The organism is Burkholderia sp. 22PA0106 (assembly GCF_047497155.1).
Taxonomy (GTDB): Bacteria; Pseudomonadota; Gammaproteobacteria; order Burkholderiales; family Burkholderiaceae; genus Burkholderia.
Genome location: NZ_CP163163.1, coordinates 1,840,970 through 1,856,806, shown reverse-complemented (window position 1 = coordinate 1,856,806; position 15,837 = coordinate 1,840,970). Strand labels below are relative to the sequence as shown.

Below are 15,837 nucleotides of genomic sequence, written 5' to 3'. Positions count from 1 at the left end.
CGGTGCCCCGGCAAGACCAAACTACCTACAACGGAGACGAACTTGGCGACACCTGACAAGGCGGTCCCGCCGCGCCTCGAACTGCGCGGCGCGAGCAAGTCGTTCGGCGCGGTGCGCGCGCTGATCGGCGGCGAGCTGGTGCTGCAAGCGGGCGAAGTGCATGCGCTGCTCGGCGAGAACGGCGCGGGCAAATCCACGCTCGTGAAGATTCTCGCGGGCGTGCATGCGCCGGACACCGGCGTGCTGCGCGTGGATGGCGTGGAGCGGCGCTTTGCGTCGCCCTCGGACGCGCGCGCGGCCGGCATCGCCGTGATCTACCAGGAGCCGACGCTGTTCTTCGATCTGTCGATCGCCGAGAACATCTACATGGGCCGCCAGCCGCTCGACCGGCTCGGCCGCATCGATTACGCGGCGATGGAAAAACAGGTGGCCGTGCTGCTCGCCTCGCTCGGCGTGAACCTGCAAGCGCAGCAACGCGTGCGCGGCCTGTCGATCGCCGATCAGCAGGTGATCGAGATCGCCAAGGCGCTGTCGCTCGACGCCAACGTGCTGGTGATGGACGAACCCACCGCCGCGCTGTCGCGGCCCGAGGTGGAGCGGCTGTTCGCGATCGTGCGCACGCTGTGCGAGCGCGGCGCGGCGGTGCTGTTCATCACGCACCGGCTGGAGGAAGTGTTCGCGCTGGCGCGTCACGTCACGATCATGCGCGACGGCGCCAAGGTGTTCGACGCGCCCACCGAGACGCTCAGTACCACGAAGATTGTCGCGACGATGGTGGGCCGCGATCTGGCCACGTTCTATCCGAAGGCCGAGGTCGAGCGCGGCGCGGTGCGGCTGTCGGTGCGCGGGCTGACGCGCATCGGCGTGTTCAAGGACGTGTCGTTCGACGTGCACGCGGGCGAGATCGTCGCGCTGGCCGGGCTGGTGGGGGCGGGGCGCAGCGAGGTGGCGCGCGCCGTGTTCGGCATCGATCCGCTCGACGCGGGCGAGATCGCGGTGGCCGGCAAGCGGCTCGCGCCGGGCGACCCGGGGCGGGCGGTGCGCGCCGGCCTGGCGATGGTGCCCGAGGATCGCCGCGAGCAGGGCCTCGCGCTGGAGTTGAGCATCGCGCGCAATGCGTCGATGACGGTGCTCGGGCGGCTCGCCCGCTTCGGGCTGGTGTCGGCCGCGCGCGAGCTGGCGCTGGCCGGCGAGTGGGGCGCGAAGCTGCGCCTGAAGGCGGGCGACTTGCGGCTGCCGGTGGGCACGCTGTCGGGCGGCAACCAGCAGAAGGTGGTGCTCGGCAAGTGGCTCGCGACCGGGCCGGCCGTGCTGATCGTCGATGAACCCACGCGCGGCATCGACGTGGGCGCCAAGGCCGAGGTGTACGCCGCGCTGGCCGACCTGGTGCGCGACGGCATGGCCGTGCTGATGATTTCGAGCGAACTGCCCGAGGTGCTCGGCATGGCCGACCGCGTGCTGGTGATGCACGAGGGGCGCATCCGCGCCGATATTCCCCGCGCCGAGGCCAGCGAGGAGCGCATCATGCGCGCCGCGCTCGGCGGGCGCGATCCGTCGCTGGAGCGTGCCGCATGACCACCGGAACCCCGACCATGAACCCAGCCGAATCCGCCGTGCGCCACCCGGCGGCGGCGCTGGCCGCCGCGATCGCGCGCAGCCGCGAAACCACCTTGTTCGTTGTCCTGCTGTTGCTGGTGGGCGGCACGGCGCTCGCGCGGCCGCAATTCCTGAACCTGCAGAACCTGCGCGACGTGCTGCTCAACGTCTCGATCATCGGTCTGCTGACGGCCGGCATGACGATCGTGATGCTGATGCGGCATATCGATCTGTCGGTCGGCTCGGTGGTGGGGCTGGGCGCCTACGGGGTCGGCAGCCTCTATGTGGCGTTCCCGCAGATGCCGGTGCCGGTGGCGCTCGCGGCGGGCGTGGCGATCGGGCTGGCCGCGGGCGGCTTGAACGGGCTGCTGGTGGCTTACGGGCGCGTGCCTTCGCTGGTCGCGACGCTGTCGATGCTCTACATCCTGCGCGGCGCCGATTACGCCTGGGTGCACGGCGGCCAGATCAACGCCGGCAACTTGCCCGATGCGTATTCGCGGCTGGCCACCGGCGCGGTGCTCGGCGTGCCGGTGCTGGTGCTGATCACGGTGGTGCTGCTCGCCGGCCTGTCGGTTTACCTGAAGCGCTACCGGGCCGGGCGCGAGCACTACGCGATCGGCTCGAACCCCGAGGCCGCGCGCCTCGCCGGGATTCGCGTGGACCGCCGCGTGCTGGCCGGCTTCCTGATTTCCGGCGCGCTGGCCGGGCTGGCCGGCGCGCTGTGGCTGGCGCGCTTCGGCACGGCCGACGCCAGCACCGGCAAGGGCATCGAGTTGCAGGTGGTGGCCGCCGCGGTGGTGGGCAGCGTGGCGATCAACGGCGGGGTGGGCACGATACTCGGCGCCGCACTCGGGGCGCTGGTGCTCGGCGTGATCAGCATCGCGCTGGCCGTGCTGCATGTCTCGCCGTTCTGGGAACAGGCGATCGAGGGGGCGCTGATCGTGGCCGCCGTGACGGCCGATACGCTGCTGGCCCGCTCGGTCGCCAAACGCATGATGAGGAAACGCGATCATGGTTGAGTCGTCTCGCAAGGGCGCGCGCAGCGCCACCGCATTGGGCTGGGAAAGCCTGCTGGCCGTGATCCTGATGCTGTCGCTGGTGCTCGGCCGCGTGCTGTCGCCGGTGTTCCTCGACGCGTCGAACCTCGCCAACATCCTGCTCGACATCGGCGAGATCGCGCTGATGGCGCTGACCATGACTTTGATCATCGTGACGGGCGAGATCGATCTGTCGGTGGCGTCGATCCTCGGCGCGTCGAGCGCGCTGATGGGCGTGCTCTGGCATCTGGGCTGGCCGATGCCGGCGGTGATCGCGGCGGCGCTGGCGGCCGGCACGCTGGCGGGCCTGTTCAACGGCTGGGTGATCGTGCGCTTCCGGCTGCCTTCGCTGGCCGTGACGATCGGCACGCTCGCGCTGTTTCGCGGGCTGGCCTATGTGCTGCTCGGCGATCAGGCCATCGCCGATTTCCCGCCCGGCTACACGGCGTTCGGCATGAACACGGTGGGCGGCAGCTTCCTGCCCGAGCCGTTCGTGATCGTGATCGTCGCGGCCGTGCTGTTCACGGTGCTGCTGCAGGCCAGCGCATTCGGCCGCAGCCTCTACGCGATCGGCGCGAACCCGGCCGCCGCCACGTTTTCGGGCATCGCCGTGGCGCGCACCAAGCTGCGCCTGTTCGTGCTGTCCGGCTTCATGAGCGCGCTGGCCGGGGTGGTCTACACGCTGCGCTTCACCAGCGCGCGCGGCGACAACGGCGAGGGCTTCGAGCTGGCCGTGATCGCGGCCGTGCTGTTCGGCGGCGTCAGCATCTTCGGTGGGCGCGGCTCGCTGTATGGCGTGTTGCTGTCGCTGCTGATCGTCGGCATCCTGAAGAACGCGCTGACGCTCGTCGACGTATCGAGCGAAGCGCTGACGATCGTCACCGGCGTGCTGCTGCTGTCGTCGGTGCTGATCCCGAACCTCGCCGCGAGCTGGCATGCGCGGCGGCTGCACCGGCGCACGCTGTCGCGTTGAGCGTCGATCGTCGCGTTCGTTGTTTCGTCATGCATATCAACATGGCCGGGTTCGCATCTCAGCCTTACATGCCGGCCTTACATCGGAGACACCAGCATGCATCGATTCCCTCACCCGGCCGCGCGCGCGGCCGCCTGCCTGAGCCTGGCGGCGCTGGCCACGCTCACCACGTTCACCGCGCTGGGTGCCGCGCCCGCGCAGGCGGCCGGCGTCAAGGAAGGCCTGAAGATCGCCTTCGTGCCGAAACAGATCAACAACCCGTACGAGGTGATCGCCGACGACGGCGGCATGGCCGCCATCAAGGAGTTGAAGGGGCAGGGCAAGGTGGTGGGGCCGTCGGATGCGGGGGCGTCTTCGCAGGTGCAATACATCAACACGCTGACCACCCAGCGGCAGAACGCGATCGTGATCGCCGCCAACGATGCCAACGCGCTGGTGCCTTACCTGAAGCGCGCCATGTCGCAGGGCGTGAAGGTCGTGACGTTCGATTCGGACACCGCACCGGATGGCCGGGAAATCTTCGTCAACCAGGCCAATGCCGAGAGCATCGGGCGCGGTCAGATTCAGCTCGTCGCGAAGCTGACGGGCGGCGAGGGCGAGTTCGCGATTTTGTCGGCCACGCCGAACGCGACCAACCAGAACACCTGGATTCACTGGATGCAGGAGGAATTGAAGAAGCCCGAATACGCGAAGCTCAAGCTCGTCAAGATCGCCTACGGCAACGACGACGATCAGAAATCCTTCGTCGAGACGCAAGGCCTGTTGCAGGCCTATCCGAACCTGAAGGCGATCGTCGCGCCCACCTCGGTGGGGATCGTGGCGGCCGCGCGCTATATCTCGACGTCGTCGAGCAAGGGCAAGGTGGCCGTGACGGGGCTGGGCACGCCGAACCAGATGCGCGCGTTCGTGAAGAACGGCACCGTCAAGGCGTTCCAGCTGTGGGACCCGGGCCAGCTTGGTTACCTGGCAGCCTATGCGGCCGCGAACCTCGCCTCGGGCACGATCACCGGCAAGGAAGGCGAGCGCTTCGACGCAGGCAAGCTCGGCGCGCGCACCATCGGCAAGAACGGCGAGGTCGTGCTCGGGCCGCCGACCACGTTCGATGCGGGCAATATCGACCAGTTCAATTTCTGAGCGGCTGCGCCGCTGCGGTAAGCTCGCGGTCTTGCGAATATCCGGCCGCGAGCCGCTTGGTCATGAACCACGATTTGATCGAAAACACCGCCGCATACATTGCGCGTTACCTCGCCGAACGCCCTGCAGCAGTCGATACGGTGGAAGGCGTGCAGCACTTCTGGCTCGGCGCTCAGGAAACCGAACTGACGCTCGACGTGACGCGCGCGGCGCTTGATCTGCTCGCGCAGCGCGGCGTGGTGGAGGTGCGGCAGGTGGGCGGGCGCATGCTGTGGCGCCGTCGCTCGAACGATGCGACGGCGTGACGGCTGCGCTTACGCCTTGTCCTGCGGCCTCGCGATGCCGAGCATCGTGAAGATATCGAGTTGTCCGCCCATCTGCACGAACACCTTGTCGTACAGCTCGGGCGTCGGCAGCGCGCTCCACTCGACGGCGGTGCGAACCAGATACGGCGCGGGGCTGTGCGGCTCGATGCGCATCAACCATGCGGCGATCTCGGCCAGCCGCGCGTAAGCCTGGGCGCGTTCGCGCAGCAGGTCGGCAGTGAGGGCTTCGGTTGGGGGCGCGGCGTCGGCCGTGCCGCCGATGGGTTCGGAGATCGTTGCATTCGCAACGGATGATTCGGTGGCGGCGGACGCCGCTTCCTGCGCCGCCAGCCCGCGCCGTTGCAACTCGTGGCCCAGCCATGCGCGGATCTGTTCGAGCAGCGCGTGCAGCCGGCCGATCGGCGGCGTGGCGTTGCCCAAGCGCGGCGCCAGGGCGTCGCGTAGCGCATCGAGTGCGGCCAGCCCGTCGCCCAGCGCCGCGTACCGCGCGGCCAGCGATTCGCCGGAGGCCGCGCCCAGCGTGAACTGCAATTCCGGCAGGCTCGCCGCGCTGGTATCGGCGTGCTGACGGCCGGCGCGGTGCTCCTGGTCGTCGCGCACCGCCCGTTCCCAATCGGCCCAACCGAATGCGGGCCGCCCCTCGCTTTCCACCAGCGTGGCGAGGCGCAGCGTGGCCAGATTTTTCTCGTCCATCAGGCGTAGCAACGCCTCGCGTTGCTCGAAATGATCATTGGCGTCGTCGGGCAGCATCGTGTCCCAGAAGCGCGCGCAGGTTTCGCGCAGCAGCACCAGCGGCGGTGCGATGCCGTCGAAGCCGTGCTGCTGGATCTGCGCCTCGAACAGCCAGGTCAGCAACTGCAAATCCTTGCTCTGGTGCGCCAACATGCCGGCGGCCAGCATGCCGACCTTCATCCAGTCGGCGCCTTGCCGGTGGCGCGGCCGCTCCCATACCCCGACCGGCAGCGACGGGTCGTCCTGCGTGCGCGCCTGGCGCAAGGCCGTGTAGTAGGGGGTGGCGCGCATCGAGCGCCCGCTGGGGGCATCGGCGGAAATCGGTGCGAGCAGCGTGTCGAGATCGAGGCGGAAGTGCTCGGTGAAATAGCGGTTGGCGCTGGCGTAAAGCGAATCGGTCATCGGTCGTTCCGGGATGGCGAGGGGGGCTGGCAACGCAGGAAATCGCGTCGATGCTACGCCAGTTCGGCGACGCGGCGATAGCGCCGCGCCCCGTCCCCCGCGCTCAGGTCCACAGAAATACCGCGCAGCCCGCCGTCACGAAGCCGGTGCCGAGCGTGAAGACGCGCCAGCGCAGCGGCGTCGACAGGAGCCGCCGCAGGCTGCGCCCGGCCAGCGCCCACGACCCGTTTGCGACGAGGCACAGCGGCGGCGCCGTCAGCAGCGCGGCGGCCGGCAGCCACGGGTTGGCGTGCGTGGCCGACAGCGCCAGCGAGGCCAGCGCCACCGTGCCGGTGATCGCCTTCGGGTTGGTGAACTGGAACAGCGTGGCGGGCAGGTAGCGCATCGGTTGCGCGTCGCCGGGGCCGTCGCCGAGGCGCGCGTGCGCCATGCGCCAGCCGATCCGCACCAGCCACACCGTGCCGACGATCTTCAGCAGCAGCACGCTGCGCGGCCACGCGGCGATCACCGGTTCGAGCAGCACGATGCCGAGCGTGCTCAACAGCAGCGTGCCGGTCAGGATTCCGAACAGTTGCGGCAGCGTGCGGCGCAGGCCGAAGCGCGCGCCCGACACCATCAGCATCATGTTGTTCGGCCCCGGCGTGGCCCACATCGAAAAGGCCACGACGACGAACGGCAGGAGCGGGGCGAGGCTGGGCGGCATGGCGGAGGTCCGTCGAACGAGAGATATGAGATGGATTGCAGTCTAGGTGCGAAGAAAACTTTGCAATAGCGAGGATTTCTCGCAGAATGCCGTGAGGAAAATTCACAGCCAAGCCCGATGCGCCGCCTGCCCCCGCTCAATGCCCTGCGCGTGTTCGACGCCGCCGCCCGACGCGCCAGCTTTTCCGGCGCGGCCGAGGAGCTGTGCGTCACGCACGGCGCCGTCAGCCACCAGGTTCGTCAACTCGAAGATTGGTTCGGCAAGCCGCTGTTCGTGCGGCATGCGTCGGGCGTGCGCCTGACGGCGGCCGGGCTGGCGCTGCACGACGCCGCCGATCGCGCGCTGGCGCTGCTGGAAAGCCGCTGCGCCGAGATCGCGGGGCCGGGCGAGGCGGCCGAGATCGTGGTGGGCGCGCCGGGCAGCCTGCTCGCCAACTGGGTGATTCCGCGCCTGGAGCATTTCGAGGCCGCGCATCCGGAGATTCGCGTGCGTTTGCAGACGAGCGCCGCGCTGGCGGACCTGGAGGCGCAGGTGGTGGATGCGCTGATCGTCAGCGGGCGGGCGTGGCCGCGCCAGATCGAGGCGGTGGCGCTGTTCGAGGAGCGGATCGGGCCGGTGTGCGCGCCGGACTGGCCGCATCGGATCGCGGCCGCCGGCGCGTTGCCGGGGCAGGCGCTGCTCCATACGCGTTCGAATCCGCAGGCCTGGGCCGATTGGGCCGCCGCGCAGGGGCTGGATGCGGCGGGTTTCGGCGGCGGGCGGCGCTTCGATCACCTGTCGTTGATGCTGGAGGCGGCCGCGGCGCGGCTGGGCGTGGCGATCGCGCCGGCCTTGCTGGTCGAGCGCGAGATCGCGGCCGGGAGGCTGGTCGCGCCGCTCGGTTTCGTGGCGGGCGGCGGCGCGTTTGCGTTCTGCACGCGGCGCGGGCAGGCGGCGGCCGGGGTGACGGCGCTGCGCGATTGGCTGCTGCGCGAGGCCGAGACGGAGGAGGCTGCTGCGCAGGCCAGGCCGAAGAAGGCGAAGCGGGGGCGGGCGCACAAGATGGCGGGGTGAGGCGGCGGACAGTGCATCGGCCGGTCGTATCGATCACGGCATGTGCCGGCGTATCGGGCCTATCCGCCGCCACATGTGCCGCCGCGTCTGCCACCGGTTCGGTCCGCCTTCCCGCATACTGACGCTCCCTGCCACGCACAGCGTCATTGCCACCGTGTCTTCCGCCCCCGCCACGCATAGCGTCACCGCCACCGCGTCTTCTGTCCCCGCCACGTACAGCGCCACGGCCCTCGTGTCGTCCACCTCCGCCGCTCGCCGAGACGCCCGCCAATCGTTCTGGCGCGACCCAGCCCTCCCGTTCGTCGAAAGCCGGCGTGCCTGCCGCAGCCGCGCCTGCTACAAGCCGCATCACCATCCGACGTTCTCGGTCGGCGCGGTGGACGGCGGCGCGAGCGTGTTCACCGGTGCACCCGACGGCCCGATCGGCTTGCAACCCGGCATGCTCGTGCTGGTGCCGGCGCATCGCGTGCATGCCTGCAACCCCGCGCCCGGCGAGGCCTGGAGCTACCAGATGCTGCATATCGATGCGAACTGGCGCGATGCCGTCCGCCAGGAATACGCGCCGGCCGTGCCGCAAGATGCCAAGGATGACGAACCGATCCGCATCGTGACGAACCCCGCGCTCTACGCGCAGTGCTGCGAACTGAACGCGCTGCTGTGTTCCGACGCCGATGTCCGCGACAAGGAAGCGGCGCTGATCGAATTCGTCGGTGCATGCGATGCGGCGCAGGGCCTGCCGATCGCGCCGCCAACCGCCCCCGCACATCTGGCCGACCGGATTCGCCCCGCGCTCGACCGCCTGCGCGCCGAACCCGACAGCGACATCGCGCTCGACGGCCTCGCGTGCCTGGCCGGCATGAGCCGCTATCAGTTGATCCGTGCGTTTCGCGCGGTGACCGGCATGACGCCGCATGTCTGGCAACTGAACCAGCGCATCAATCTAGCGCGGGCGCGGATTCGCGACGGCGACAGCCTGGCCGCCGTGGCCCAGCATCTCGGTTTCGCCGATCAGGCGCATTTCCAGCGCGTGTTCAAGGCCTACGCGGGCGTGACCCCCGGCACGTTCCGCGCCTGAGCCGCAATTTCCTTCAATACCGCGCACCGCGCGGCCGGCACACTGCGAGCCCGTTCTTCGCTGATGCCGGATATGCAAGTCTTCCTGATGATCGCCGCGGCGCATTTCCTCGCGCTGCTGTCCCCCGGGCCGGATTTCTTCCTGATCGCCCGCACCTCGCTGTCGGCCGGCTGGCGCGTGGCCAGCGGCGCGTGCCTCGGCATCGCACTGGCCAACGGCGTGTTCATCGTCGCCGCGTTCGCCGGCACCTCGGCGTTGCGGCCCGGCAGCGCGTGGTTCACGGGCCTGCAACTGGCCGGTTGCGTCTATTTGTTGTGGCTCGGCGTGCTGTTCGTGCGCCACGCGGGCCGCAGCGATCTTCGGGTGTCCGCAACACGCGCGGCCGGCGCGGCGCGTGCTCGGCCGCTTGCGGCGTGGGGGCGCGCCACGGGGATGGGCTTTCTGTCCGGCATCCTCAATCCGAAGAACGCGTTGTTCTACGCGAGCCTCGCCGCGATGTTGAGCGGCCCGTATGCGAGCGCGGGCTGGAAGCTGTTCTACGGCGCATGGATGGGCGGCGTGGTGCTGCTGTGGGACGCGCTGGTGGCGCTGACGATTGGCAACCGCATCGTGCTGCGGCGCTTCACGCGCATCCTGCCGTGGCTGGAGCGCGTCTCGGGGCTGGTGCTGATCGCGCTGGCGCTCGGCGTGCTGGCCGTGCTCGCGTGGCGATGACGGCCGGCCGGGAAGTTGGCTGACGGCAATCCGCTCAGGGCAGCAGCTGCGCGAGGCCCGCCGCCGACACGTCGGCCACCGCGCAAAGCCGAGCCTCGTCCCAGCCCTGACGCGCGCCGGCCGACAGGCCCGACATCACGGCCGACACGTAATCGGTGGCGGTGGCCGCCTGTTCGGGATGCGTAGCCGCCACGAACTCGCGCATCTGCACGCGCCGCCATTCGGCCACCTCGCAGGCCAGTTGCGCGCTCTCGCTCGCCTCGCCGCCGCGCGCGGCTTCGAGCACGAGGCAGCCCGGCCGCTCGGGATCGCGCGCATAGGTGCGCGCCGCGCTGCCGATCAGCTCGGCCAGCGCCTCGGCGGGCGGGCGGCCCGGCACCAGGATGTCGGTCAGCGCGAGCGCCGTGCCCGCGTAGCGCTCCAGCACCTGGCGGAAGAACGCCGCCTTGCTGCCGAACGCCGAATAAAAGCTCGGCGCCTTGATGCCGAGCGCGTCGGTCAGCGCACTGAGGCCGACCGCGTCGTAGCCCGCCGCATGGAACATGCGCTGGCCCACCTCGAGCGCGGTATCGGGGTCGAATGCGCGCGGCCGGCCGCGCCCGGGTTTACCGCCGTTGATTAAATTAGCATCCACTACAAAAATACCTTGCGTTGTCGTGAATCGAAATTTATAGTGATCGCTAATTTATTTCAAGGAGTTCATGCGATGAATACGGAAGCAGCAGGCTGGCAGGGCAAATCGGTGATGGTGGTGGGCGGCAGCCGTGGCATCGGCGCGGCCATCGTGGCGTGGTTCGCGTCGGCGGGCGCGACGGTGCGATTCACCTGGGCGGGTTCGCAGGCGGCGGCCGAGGCGGTGGCGAAGGATACCGGCGCGCAGGCCGTGCGGGCGGACGCGGCCGACCGCGACGCGTTGCTGGCCGCCGTGCGCGAGGCCGGCCCGCTCGACGTGTTCGTCTACAACGCCGGGCTGTTCGTCGGCGGCGATCCGCTCACGCTCGACGCCGACGCCATCGACCGCCTGATCGACGTCAACGTGCGCGGCGCGTATCACGCCAGCGTCGAGGCGGCGCGCCTGATGCCCGACGGCGGCCGGATCATCTCGATCGGCTCGGTGAACGGCGATACGGTGCCGTTCGAGGGCGCCGCCGCGTACGGCATGAGCAAATCGGCGCTGCAGGGCATGACACGCGGCCTCGCGCGCGATTTCGGCGCGCGCGGCATCACCGTCAACGTCGTGCAGCCCGGCCCGACCGACACCGACATGAACCCCGCCAACGGCCCGCTCGCCGAGCAGATGCGCAGCTACATGGCGATTCGCCGCCATGGCACCGCGGCGGATGTCGCGAGCCTGGTCGGTTATCTGGCGTCGCCTGCGGCGCGCGGCATCACCGGCGCGATGCACACCATCGACGGCGGTTTCGGCGCTTGAGGCCGTTTTCGATCCTGAGGAATCCACTATGAAAATCGGCATCATCGGCCTGGGCGCCATGGGGCGCGCGATGGCGCGCAATCTCGCGGCAGCCGGCCACGACGTGCAGGCGTGGAGCCGTTCCGGCGCGAGCGTGGAGGGCGTGACGCGCGCCGCGTCGCCGGCCGACCTGCTCGACGGCGACGCGCTGCTGACCATGCTCTCCGACGACGCGGCGATCCGCGAGACGCTGATCGCCCCGGGCCTGCTGGCCAAGGCGCGGCCGGGCCTCGTGCACGTGGTGGCGTCCACCATTTCGGTGGCGTTCGCGCACGAGCTGGTCGCGCTGCATGCGGCGGCCGGCGTGGGCTATGTGTCCGCGCCGGTGCTCGGCCGGCCCGACGTGGCCGCGCGCGGAGAATTGAACGTGCTGACGGGCGGCAAGCCCGACGCCGTGAACGCGATCCGGCCGCTGCTGGAGGTGATCGGCGGGCGGATCTGGGACATGGGCGAGGAAGCCCCGGCCGCCAACGCCGCGAAGATCGCCTGCAACATGATGATCACGATGGCGATCGAGGCGATGGCCGAGGCCGTCGTGCTGACCGAGGCGAACGGGCTCGGGCGCGAGCGCTTCTTCGAGCTGATCCTCGGCACGCTGTTCGGCAGCCGGTCGTATCAGGTCTATTCGGCCAATCTGGCGCAGGGCAACTACGAGCCGGGGTTCAAGGCGACGCTGGGGCTGAAGGACTTGCGGCTCGCGTCGGAGGCCGCCGCCGAGGCCGGGCGCGCGTTGCCGATGCTGGCCGCCGTGTACGGGCGGATGGGCGAAGCAGTGGCGGCCGGGCTGGGCGAGCGGGATTGGTCGGTGATGGCGCAGGTGACGATCAACGGGGCGGGCGGGAAGGGGTGAGAGCGTGGCGGGGCGATGGGCTGGGTCCCGGCTCGATTCAGAGACGCTGCTCGGGACCTGTCCTGTCGGACGCGAGAAGATCTGCATCGTCGGCATCGGTCGACAGGCGTCATAAAGGATGTGCGGTAATGTGCGCATATTTTATGCGCATAGGATCTGCACATGATTTCTGCACAAATGCGGCATTCCGGTGAATCGGCCGCTTCTAACCCGACGAGAAAAGCCAGTCGCAAGCTTACCAACGTGTCGTTGCCCTCCGAGCTGCTTGAACGCGCGAAAGAGTTGGATGTCAACATCTCATGTGCAAGCGAACGGGGCCTGCGTGAGGAAGTTCAGGAAGCCGAGGCGCGTGTCTGGGCAGCAGAGCACGCTGATTTCATTACCGAGATGAATGCGCGCATTGAACGCGACGGTTTGCCTCTCGACGAGCACCGGATGTTCTGATGGCACGTTTTGATCTGTATAACAACCCGTCATCCCGGTCGAAGGCGAAGTCGCCCTATCTGCTCGATGTGCAAAGCGATCATCCGGGAGATCTGATGTCATGGGTCGTCATTCCGCTGGCACACCTTGCGGGCAGTTACACACCCGCCAAGGTTGCGCAGGATCTGGCTCCGATCCTCGAGATCGACGGCGAGAAATTCATACTGGAAACGCCATTTCTAGGCGCAATAAGAACCAGTGAGCTTGGCCCTTCGACCGGAACGCTGAAATCCGAGCAAACGCGGGTTCTTGCCGCGCTCGATCGTTTGTTCGGCGCTTTCTAAAGTTGACAAAGCCCTGACGATGAATCTGCGATTGTTTGCCGTGAGTCATCGTTGTCAATGTCATCGGTCTCATTGCGCTGCGGCGCCAGGCGGCTGACCAGCCAGCGTCCGCCGCGCGTCCCCCGCCGACAGCGCATACCCGAAAAACCGCCGATAGAAATCCTGCGTTTCCATCACCCACTGCTGCGCCGAAAACACCCCCGGATGCAGCACGCCCGCCGCCCAGCGTACCTGCAACGCCACCTCCGGCCCGTAGCGATCCCACGGAAACACGCCCGCCGGATTGCGATACACACGGCCCTTGCGTACCGCATCGAGCGTCTGCCACAGCGAGCGCTGCGGCGATTGTTCGATCGAGCCGGCGTTCGCACCGAGGATCGCCACGTCCGGATGCCACGCCAGCACCTGCTCGATCGAGACCGGCCGCAGGTTGCCGCCGAGCCCGTCGGCGGCGTTGCGCGCGCCGGCCGCGCGCAGCCACTGATCGACGATGGTGTCGCTGCCGTCCACCTCGAGCGGTGCGAGCGAGGCGACGTGCAACACGCGCGGCTCGGTGTGATCCGGCAGCGCGTCGAGCGCGCGTTGCGCGGCCAGCGGCGTGTCGAGCGCGGCGGCGGTCTGGTCGACGCAGGCCAGCATCGAATCGAAATCGTTGAAACCCACCGGCACCACGTCGAGGCCCAGCCGCTGCATCGCCGCGATCGACGGCGCGCCGCGCGATAGAGGCGCGGCCGGGATTCGTGAAAATCCGCCACATCCCGCGCTTGGGCAATCGAAGCTTTGGCGAGTGACGGAACGCGCTGCCTGGCACTCCGTCGGGCGTTATCGGCCCGCGTCGATGGAGAAAAGGGCGGCTATCCTGCGCGACGCTTCAGAAGTGTGGCGAACCCGGTTGCACGATCGCGCCCGGAGCCGGCCACGCGTCGTCACCTTTTTCGCTTTCGCTTCGTGGGCTCGGCTGCCCCGGTGTCGCTTGACGGAGCTGCGAACGGCCCTGGCCAAAATATTTTTCCAGCAGGGCATGAAGGATCGCCACGGTTTCGACATCGGGCACACCGTCGTATCGCGCGGGACGAAAATGCATCTGGAACGCCGCCACCACGCTGATGGTTTGTGCATCGAGCACGCCCGTTTGCGGTGTGTCGTAACCATACGCGAGCAAATTCGCCTGCAGTGCCGCCATGTCGCCTTGGAAGGGTTGATGGCTGCGGTAATAGCTGATCGCTTCCGCTTCGGGCCACGCGCCAATCTGGTACTGCTCGTAAAGTTTTTGCCACGGAAATAGCGGACCCGGATCGAACTTGCGCCCCGGTGCGATATCGGAATGCCCGACGATCTTTTGCGGCAGGATTTTGTGACGCGCGACGACTTCGGCCGCGAGCTTGCCGACCACGGCGATTTGCTCGGGTACGTACGGGTACCAGCGGCGATTCATCAGCGGCGCGTTTTCGTCCTGAGCGGGAAAGCCGAGGTTGACGACCTCGATGCCGATCGAACTTGGATTGAGCAAGCGGTCACCCTGCCAATAGCTGACACCGGCATGCCACGCGCGACGCGATTCCGGCACAAGCGCATGGACACGGAAGCGCTCACCGCCGTCGGCCGCATCAGGTACGACGTAGTGCGAACTGACCTGCTTTTGCGAGTTCGTCAGCGATGCGAGGGAATCCGCCAGCGTTTCGGCGGTGTAATGCAGTACCAGCGATCGCACACGCGAGTCCTGGTTCGGAGACTGAAGCGAGGTATCGATCACATAGGCGGCATCCGCGACCTCCTGCGCGTTGCTGCTCCCGCATCCTGCAATCGGCAATGCGAGTGTCGCGGCCGACCACACCGAAGTTCTTGCCAGAAAATCACGTCGTCCCGAATCGACAACTTCGCCTGGCAATGCCTGCTGTTCTTTATTCATGCTGTTGTTCCTTCTTCGTATTCAGCGCAAGCGGGCAGCATGTCGAAATGGCAGGCTATTGCGCTGTGTCCTCGGTCGGATTTGTCAGACAAAAGCAAGTTCCGTTACCGGATTGCGCCAGGTCAATAGTTGGCCATTGGCCAATCGCCGTCATCGAACACCCAATGTCGGTTCGTACTCGGCCGTCATCGTGACGATCTCATCCACCCGTTTCAGTGCACGGGCGGTAGCGGATTTTTGCGAATCCCCGCCATGCCTCATGTGCCGGTTCCGAGGCTGCGATATCTGATATGACTGGAGCGAGAGGTCTTAATCATGGCATTTTGGGGGAAATTCATTGTCAATAATGCCCCTCTCGCGCCATTGACGATTTATGGCGTGGGTACGTTCATGGCTTTTTCAGGCGAGGGGATTTACCGTAATAGCGGCGGTTGCACCGGGGTTGTAGGAAATGGCCCTTTACCGCACGGGCGATATTGGATCGTTGATCGCCCCAAAGGAGGGGTGCGTTCACAGTTGGGAGCCTGGAGCAAGGATTTGGGCAATACTTTGATCGGTAAGCCTACCCATCACGCGGAATGGTTTGCTCTATATCGCTGCGACGGCCAAATCGACGATTAAACATGGATACATGGAGTCAAACGCGGCAATTTCAGGTTGCATCCGATCGGTGGCGCTGGTCATTCGTTCGGCTGCATCACGCTACCTAGCCAATCTGATTTTCAGGCTATCCGTCGGGCATTTTTAAACACAAAGACCATTCCTGCCGGCAGATCGGGGTTGGACGCTTACGGCTGGATCGAGGTGGTGACCCATGGCGACACTTGCCCGCAGCGCTTTCAAAGTCCTCCTCTTTGTCGGCTTGTTCGCGGTGTCAATGCGGTTTGTTCACACCTATCCGCTGCCAATGACGACAAGCCAGCAGCAACGCCTGCTCGAGATATCCGAAACATTTGGCGCGCGCGATCCCGAAGGTTTTTATCTTTCCGTGGTTGCCGTCATCAATTTGATGCTGGCCGCCATTGAATACAGCTTGATTGGAACACTCTGGCGCCGTTACCTGGAAAAGCGGCGAACAAAGTCGTGATCCATCGG

18 protein-coding genes and 1 pseudogene are annotated in these 15,837 nt (G+C 67.4%); 14 read left to right on the top strand and 5 right to left on the bottom strand.

Annotation, left to right across the window (positions count from 1 at the left end; translation table 11 throughout):
• Positions 1-42: 42 nt before the first annotated feature.
• The 5 genes from AB4850_RS22920 to AB4850_RS22900 all read left to right on the top strand — a co-directional run bounded on the left by AB4850_RS22920 (position 43) and on the right by AB4850_RS22900 (position 5,045).
• On the top strand, positions 43-1,575 hold the full coding sequence (locus AB4850_RS22920) for a sugar ABC transporter ATP-binding protein (protein ID WP_414445266.1): 1,533 nt from the start codon (positions 43-45) through the stop codon (positions 1,573-1,575).
• A gap of 17 nt (positions 1,576-1,592) precedes the next feature.
• Positions 1,593-2,615, top strand: coding sequence for an ABC transporter permease (locus tag AB4850_RS22915; RefSeq protein WP_414445588.1), 1,023 nt, complete (start codon positions 1,593-1,595; stop codon positions 2,613-2,615).
• Positions 2,608-3,606, top strand: a complete 999-nt coding sequence (locus AB4850_RS22910; RefSeq protein ID WP_414445265.1) for an ABC transporter permease — start codon at positions 2,608-2,610, stop codon at positions 3,604-3,606. The genes AB4850_RS22915 and AB4850_RS22910 overlap by 8 nt, the downstream gene beginning before the upstream one ends.
• A gap of 96 nt (positions 3,607-3,702) precedes the next feature.
• A complete protein-coding gene (gene rhaS, locus AB4850_RS22905) occupies positions 3,703-4,740 on the top strand; it encodes a rhamnose ABC transporter substrate-binding protein (protein WP_414445264.1) in 1,038 nt (345 codons plus the stop codon).
• A 62-nt stretch (positions 4,741-4,802) separates the two neighbouring features.
• Positions 4,803-5,045 carry a hypothetical protein gene (locus tag AB4850_RS22900; protein ID WP_414445263.1) on the top strand — a complete coding sequence of 81 codons (243 nt, stop codon included), beginning with the start codon at positions 4,803-4,805 and terminating at the stop codon, positions 5,043-5,045.
• A gap of 9 nt (positions 5,046-5,054) precedes the next feature.
• Here AB4850_RS22900 and tssA read toward each other — a convergent pair whose 3' ends face one another.
• Positions 5,055-6,200 carry a type VI secretion system protein TssA gene (gene tssA / locus AB4850_RS22895; protein WP_414445262.1) on the bottom strand — a complete coding sequence of 382 codons (1,146 nt, stop codon included), beginning with the start codon at positions 6,198-6,200 and terminating at the stop codon, positions 5,055-5,057.
• Positions 6,201-6,303: 103 nt separating this feature from the next.
• Positions 6,304-6,903 (bottom strand): LysE family translocator, encoded by a 600-nt coding sequence (locus AB4850_RS22890; RefSeq protein WP_414445261.1) that lies wholly within the window; start codon positions 6,901-6,903, stop codon positions 6,304-6,306.
• A 117-nt stretch (positions 6,904-7,020) separates the two neighbouring features.
• Between AB4850_RS22890 and AB4850_RS22885 the strand changes: the two genes are divergently transcribed.
• The 3 genes from AB4850_RS22885 (at position 7,021) to AB4850_RS22875 (ending at position 9,745) form a co-directional block, all read left to right on the top strand.
• A complete protein-coding gene (locus tag AB4850_RS22885) occupies positions 7,021-7,956 on the top strand; it encodes a LysR substrate-binding domain-containing protein (RefSeq protein ID WP_414445260.1) in 936 nt (311 codons plus the stop codon).
• Positions 7,957-8,110: 154 nt separating this feature from the next.
• Positions 8,111-9,031 (top strand): helix-turn-helix domain-containing protein, encoded by a 921-nt coding sequence (locus tag AB4850_RS22880; protein WP_414445259.1) that lies wholly within the window; start codon positions 8,111-8,113, stop codon positions 9,029-9,031.
• A gap of 72 nt (positions 9,032-9,103) precedes the next feature.
• The gene (locus AB4850_RS22875; RefSeq protein WP_414445258.1) at positions 9,104-9,745 is read left to right on the top strand and encodes a LysE family translocator; all 642 of its coding nucleotides are present in this window, start codon (positions 9,104-9,106) and stop codon (positions 9,743-9,745) included.
• 34 nt (positions 9,746-9,779) lie between these two features.
• On the opposite strand, the gene AB4850_RS22870 is transcribed toward AB4850_RS22875, so the two are convergent.
• Positions 9,780-10,379 carry a TetR/AcrR family transcriptional regulator gene (locus tag AB4850_RS22870; RefSeq protein ID WP_414445257.1) on the bottom strand — a complete coding sequence of 200 codons (600 nt, stop codon included), beginning with the start codon at positions 10,377-10,379 and terminating at the stop codon, positions 9,780-9,782.
• A gap of 72 nt (positions 10,380-10,451) precedes the next feature.
• Between AB4850_RS22870 and bdcA the strand changes: the two genes are divergently transcribed.
• The 4 genes from bdcA to AB4850_RS22850 all read left to right on the top strand — a co-directional run bounded on the left by bdcA (position 10,452) and on the right by AB4850_RS22850 (position 12,833).
• Entirely contained in the window at positions 10,452-11,177 is a 726-nt protein-coding gene (bdcA, locus tag AB4850_RS22865; protein WP_414445256.1) for an SDR family oxidoreductase, read from the top strand.
• Between the two features lie 28 nt (positions 11,178-11,205).
• Positions 11,206-12,066 (top strand): NAD(P)-dependent oxidoreductase, encoded by an 861-nt coding sequence (locus AB4850_RS22860; protein ID WP_414445255.1) that lies wholly within the window; start codon positions 11,206-11,208, stop codon positions 12,064-12,066.
• Between the two features lie 162 nt (positions 12,067-12,228).
• On the top strand, positions 12,229-12,510 hold the full coding sequence (locus AB4850_RS22855) for a type II toxin-antitoxin system CcdA family antitoxin (protein ID WP_414445254.1): 282 nt from the start codon (positions 12,229-12,231) through the stop codon (positions 12,508-12,510).
• Positions 12,510-12,833 (top strand): CcdB family protein, encoded by a 324-nt coding sequence (locus AB4850_RS22850; protein WP_414445253.1) that lies wholly within the window; start codon positions 12,510-12,512, stop codon positions 12,831-12,833. Before AB4850_RS22855 ends, AB4850_RS22850 begins: the two co-directional genes overlap by 1 nt.
• A gap of 69 nt (positions 12,834-12,902) precedes the next feature.
• Here the strand turns inward: AB4850_RS22850 and AB4850_RS22845 are convergent, their stop codons facing one another.
• Both AB4850_RS22845 and AB4850_RS22840 read right to left on the bottom strand, forming a co-directional pair.
• Positions 12,903-13,526, bottom strand: a complete 624-nt coding sequence (locus AB4850_RS22845) for an ABC transporter substrate-binding protein (protein WP_414445252.1) — start codon at positions 13,524-13,526, stop codon at positions 12,903-12,905.
• Positions 13,527-13,704: 178 nt separating this feature from the next.
• On the bottom strand, positions 13,705-14,742 hold the full coding sequence (locus AB4850_RS22840; RefSeq protein ID WP_414445251.1) for an N-acetylmuramoyl-L-alanine amidase: 1,038 nt from the start codon (positions 14,740-14,742) through the stop codon (positions 13,705-13,707).
• 315 nt (positions 14,743-15,057) lie between these two features.
• Here AB4850_RS22840 and AB4850_RS22835 point away from each other — a divergent pair.
• Together AB4850_RS22835 and AB4850_RS22830 are read left to right on the top strand one after the other, a co-directional pair.
• Positions 15,058-15,486: pseudogene (locus AB4850_RS22835) on the top strand (DUF2778 domain-containing protein); the annotation flags it as partial.
• A gap of 70 nt (positions 15,487-15,556) precedes the next feature.
• Positions 15,557-15,829, top strand: a complete 273-nt coding sequence (locus tag AB4850_RS22830; RefSeq protein ID WP_414445250.1) for a hypothetical protein — start codon at positions 15,557-15,559, stop codon at positions 15,827-15,829.
• Positions 15,830-15,837: the final 8 nt, after the last annotated feature.